Source organism: Pseudomonas sp. NPDC086112, from assembly GCF_044746425.1.
Taxonomy (GTDB): domain Bacteria; phylum Pseudomonadota; class Gammaproteobacteria; order Pseudomonadales; family Pseudomonadaceae; genus Aquipseudomonas.
The window spans coordinates 302-4,200 of the sequence record NZ_JBIVCD010000084.1 but is presented as its reverse complement, the minus strand read 5'-3'; the positions used below and the strand labels follow the sequence as shown (position 1 = coordinate 4,200).

The 3,899-nt window shown below is 57.6% G+C and carries 4 protein-coding genes; 1 reads left to right on the top strand and 3 read right to left on the bottom strand.

Annotation, left to right across the window (positions count from 1 at the left end; translation table 11 throughout):
• The first annotated feature begins 163 nt into the window (after positions 1 to 163).
• Entirely contained in the window at positions 164 to 742 is a 579-nt protein-coding gene (locus ACIPLA_RS27965) for a nucleoside triphosphate pyrophosphatase (RefSeq protein WP_218397711.1), read from the top strand.
• A 147-nt stretch (positions 743 to 889) separates the two neighbouring features.
• On the opposite strand, the gene sppA is transcribed toward ACIPLA_RS27965, so the two are convergent.
• From sppA to rluC, 3 genes are read right to left on the bottom strand one after another with little or no spacing between them, the layout of a single operon-like run.
• Positions 890 to 1,879 carry a signal peptide peptidase SppA gene (gene sppA / locus ACIPLA_RS27960; protein WP_218397713.1) on the bottom strand — a complete coding sequence of 330 codons (990 nt, stop codon included), beginning with the start codon at positions 1,877 to 1,879 and terminating at the stop codon, positions 890 to 892.
• Positions 1,880 to 1,905: 26 nt separating this feature from the next.
• Positions 1,906 to 2,568, bottom strand: a complete 663-nt coding sequence (locus ACIPLA_RS27955) for an HAD-IA family hydrolase (RefSeq protein ID WP_192343992.1) — start codon at positions 2,566 to 2,568, stop codon at positions 1,906 to 1,908.
• Entirely contained in the window at positions 2,555 to 3,517 is a 963-nt protein-coding gene (rluC, locus tag ACIPLA_RS27950; protein WP_008014368.1) for a 23S rRNA pseudouridine(955/2504/2580) synthase RluC, read from the bottom strand. Before rluC ends, ACIPLA_RS27955 begins: the two co-directional genes overlap by 14 nt.
• Positions 3,518 to 3,899 lie beyond the last annotated feature (382 nt).

Sequence of the window (3,899 nt, the reverse complement as noted above, 5' to 3'; positions counted from 1 at the left end):
GTGCCACGGTCAGCCAATTTGCGCGGGTCAACGTGAGGTGGAATCGGGTCATTCAACATAGGCGCAGCATTATAGGGATGCCCCCAGCCATGTCAAAGGAAATTCAGCCCTGCCCGTCACTTGAGCCTGCGCTAGAATTCGCCCCTGCCCTTTGGAGATGCGCATGCTGCCTTTATTACTCGCTTCAAGCTCGGCCTATCGCCGGCAATTGCTGGCCCGTTTGCAGCTGCCGTTCACGTGCAGCTCGCCGGATATCGACGAAAGTCATCTCCCGGGCGAGTCAGCCATCGAACTGGTAAAGCGCCTCGCCGAAGAAAAAGCCCGTGCACTGGCAGGCAGTCATCCGGCCCACCTGATCATCGGCTCGGATCAGGTCGCGGTACTCGGCGAGCGGATCATCGGCAAGCCCCACACCTTCGAAAAGGCCCGCGAACAACTCGTCGCATCCAGCGGCTCCAGCGTGACCTTCCTGACCGGCCTGGCACTGCTCAATAGCCAGACCGGCCACTGCCACGTCGACTGCGTGCCTTTTACCGTACACATGCGCACGCTCGACGCAGCGCGCATCGAACGCTACCTGCGCGCTGAACAGCCCTATGACTGCGCTGGCAGCTTCAAGGCCGAAGGTTTGGGGGTAAGCCTGTTTCAAAGCACCGAAGGCCCTGACGCCACCAGCCTGATCGGCCTGCCGCTGATTCGCCTGGTGGACATGTTGCTGGCCGAAGGCGTGCAGATACCTTAAAGGTCAAAAGATCGCAGCCTCGTTTCACTCGACAGCTCCTACATTGAAATGCGTATTCCCTTGTAGGAGCTGTCGAGTGAAACGAGGCTGCGATCTTTTGACTGTAAAAAAACCGGCAAAAAGCCGGTTTTTTATGCAGCAAGAAGATCAGCGCAACGACGGCCCCTGAAAGCCCATCCACATTGCCAAATGCTCAGCCACGCTGGCGCCAAGCTTTTTCGAGAAGCGATCGAATGGCGATTCCTCAACAGTGAAATCCACCAGCTCTTTCTCGCCGATCACATCGCGCGCAACCGAACTGGCATTACCCAGACCATCGATCAAGCCCAGCGACAGCGCTTGCTCGCCGGACCAGACCAGACCGGAAAACAGCTCTGGATGCTCTTTATCCTTCAGGCGATCACCCCGGCCCTTCTTGACGCTACTGATAAACTGCTGATGAGTGGTATCGAGCACGCTTTGCCAGAATTGGGTTTCCGCAGGCTTCTGCGGCTGGAACGGATCGAGGAACGATTTGTGCTCCCCAGAGGTGTAGGTACGACGCTCCACACCCAACTTTTCCATGGTCCCGACAAAACCGTAGCCGGCCGCCGTCACACCAATGGAACCCACCAGGCTCGCCTTGTCGGCGTAGATCTGATCTGCCGCGCTAGCGATGTAATAGGCACCGGAAGCGCCCAGATCCGAGATCACCGCATAAACCTTGGTATCTGGATTCAGGCCGCGCAAACGACGGATCTCGTCGTAGACATAACCCGACTGCACCGGACTGCCGCCCGGACTGTTGATTCGCAGAATCACGCCCTTGACCTTCTTGTCCTCGAAGGCTGCACGCAGACTGCCGACGATATTATCGGCACTGGCCGGCTCTTTGTCGGCAATCATGCCCGTTATATCAATCAGCGCCGTGTAGCCAGAGCCGAGGCTCGCGCCTTTCTCCATGCCTATCAACGGCGATAACAGGATCAACGCGCCGAGCAGGTACAAAAAAGTCAGCGACTTGAAGAATATCCCCCAGCGACGGGACCGGCGCTGTTCCTGCACACCAGCCAGCAGGGTTTTTTCCAGCAGCTTCCAGCTTTTCTCGTCACCCGTTTCCGCACTCGCCTTGGCGGGCGCTTTCCATTCGTCGGTCATGCCATGTACCCCAGCAAAAAAACCAATTAAACCCGCTGACTCAGCCAGGCGTGCAACTCTGAAAAACGATCAATGGCCAGTTTCGGTTCAAATAGCTTCAAGGCGTCGATCGATTGAGCGCCATAGCTGACCGCCACCGAATCCATGCCCGCGTTGCGCGCCATCTGCAGGTCGAACGACGAATCGCCGACCATCAACGCCTGCTCCGGACGAACCTCGCAATGGGCGAGAATCTGCTCAAGCATCAGCGGATGGGGCTTGCTGGCGGTTTCGTCAGCGGCACGGGTGATATCGAAATAATCTTCCCAACCGTGAGACTTCAGCACCCGATCCAGCCCACGACGAGCCTTGCCGGTCGCTACTGCCAGATGATACCCCTCGACACGAAACGCTTCGAGAGACTCGACAACGCCCTCAAACAGCGGGGAAGGCTCGGCCTCCGCCGCAATGTAGTGATCCGCATAGTGCTGACGGAATGCTATCAGCTCGGTGTCGCCAATCTCGGGGTACAGGGTGCGAATCGCTTCCGGCAAGCCCAGACCGATAATGCCTTTGACGGCAAAATCATCACGCAGCTGAAAACCGGACCGCTCGGACGCGACATGCATTGCCTCGACAATCCGACCAATGGAGTCAGCCAGCGTGCCGTCCCAATCGAAAATCAGCAGCTTGTAATCAGTAGGGTGCACTCAAGCGCTCCACGGTTTTGGCCCACATCTCGTCGACCGGCGCCTGCAACTTGAGCTCACCACCATCAGGCAGTGGCACCGTCAGCATGTAGGCGTGCAGAAACAGACGCTTGCCGCCGAGATCACGAATCTCTTTGCTGAAACCTTCATCGCCGTACTTGGTATCACCCGCGATGCAATGGCCCGCATGCAGAGTATGGACGCGAATCTGGTGAGTGCGACCCGTGATCGGCTTGGCTTCGATCAGGGTAGCGAAGTCACCAAAACGACGCAGGACCTTGAACACGGTCACAGACTCCTTGCCCTCCTCCTCGTCCACCTCGACCATGCGCTCGCCGGAGCGCAGATTACTCTTGCCCAGCGACGCCCGGACTTGCTTGATCGAGGCCGCCCAGTTGCCGCGCACCAGCGCCATATAGCGCTTATCGACGCCATCGCCGCGCAATGCCGTGTGCAAGTGGCGCAACATACTGCGCTTTTTGGCAATCATCAGCAGGCCGGAGGTATCACGATCGAGACGATGAACCAGTTCGAGCTCCTTGCAATCGGGACGCAACTGACGAAAGGCTTCGATCACTCCGTAAGTCAGGCCGCTGCCGCCATGAACCGCAATGCCGCAAGGCTTGTTGACCACGATCAGCGCCTTGTCTTCGTAGACAATCGAGGCTTCAAGCCGCTGCAGCAGCCCTTGGGCCAAGGGTACGGGTTCGTCGCGTTCAGGCACGCGAACCGGCGGCACGCGCACGATATCGCCCGCCTGCAGCTTGTATTCGGGCTTGATCCTACCTTTGTTCACCCGCACTTCGCCCTTGCGCAAAATGCGGTAAATCAAGGTCTTGGGCACGCCTTTGAGCCGAGCGAGAAGGAAGTTATCAATACGTTGGCCGGCATATTCCGGCGAGACCTCCAGCAGTTGTACGGCTGGGGTCGAAGGGGCAGTAGTCGTCATGACGCGGATGATAACAATTTTTTATGGAATTGAAGCACTTAATCATTGCTGCTATAGTCGCGAACGCCGCCAAAAGTGGCCTGGACAGCGGACTAACGGTCAAAAACCGGCCCTGACCAACGCAATTCACGAGGACGAGAGGCCGTCCTACGGGGCTTTCGCTACGTAACGGCAGAGTTTGCAGTTGTAACGAGCGCAGGTGACATAAGGCCTGAATCATGCCGCAAAGCAGAGTTTTCACTCGCCTTCCGAGCAAATATTCACGGCCAGTTCACAAAGTGCAGTCAGCTGCGAACGACCCCGAGCGAACGCTTCGGAAACACCGCCTAAATTAGCCATGATGCGTGACCTCCCCTTTCGGAGCTCACGGTAAATGCCAACC

Excerpts from the sequence above, each read along its gene's own strand:
- ACIPLA_RS27965 (WP_218397711.1), top strand. The coding sequence starts at position 164 with ATGCTGCCTTTATTACTCGCTTCAAGCTCGGCCTATCGCCGGCAATTG.
- sppA (WP_218397713.1), bottom strand. The coding sequence starts at position 1,879 with ATGACCGACGAATGGAAAGCGCCCGCCAAGGCGAGTGCGGAAACGGGT.
- rluC (WP_008014368.1), bottom strand. The coding sequence starts at position 3,517 with ATGACGACTACTGCCCCTTCGACCCCAGCCGTACAACTGCTGGAGGTC.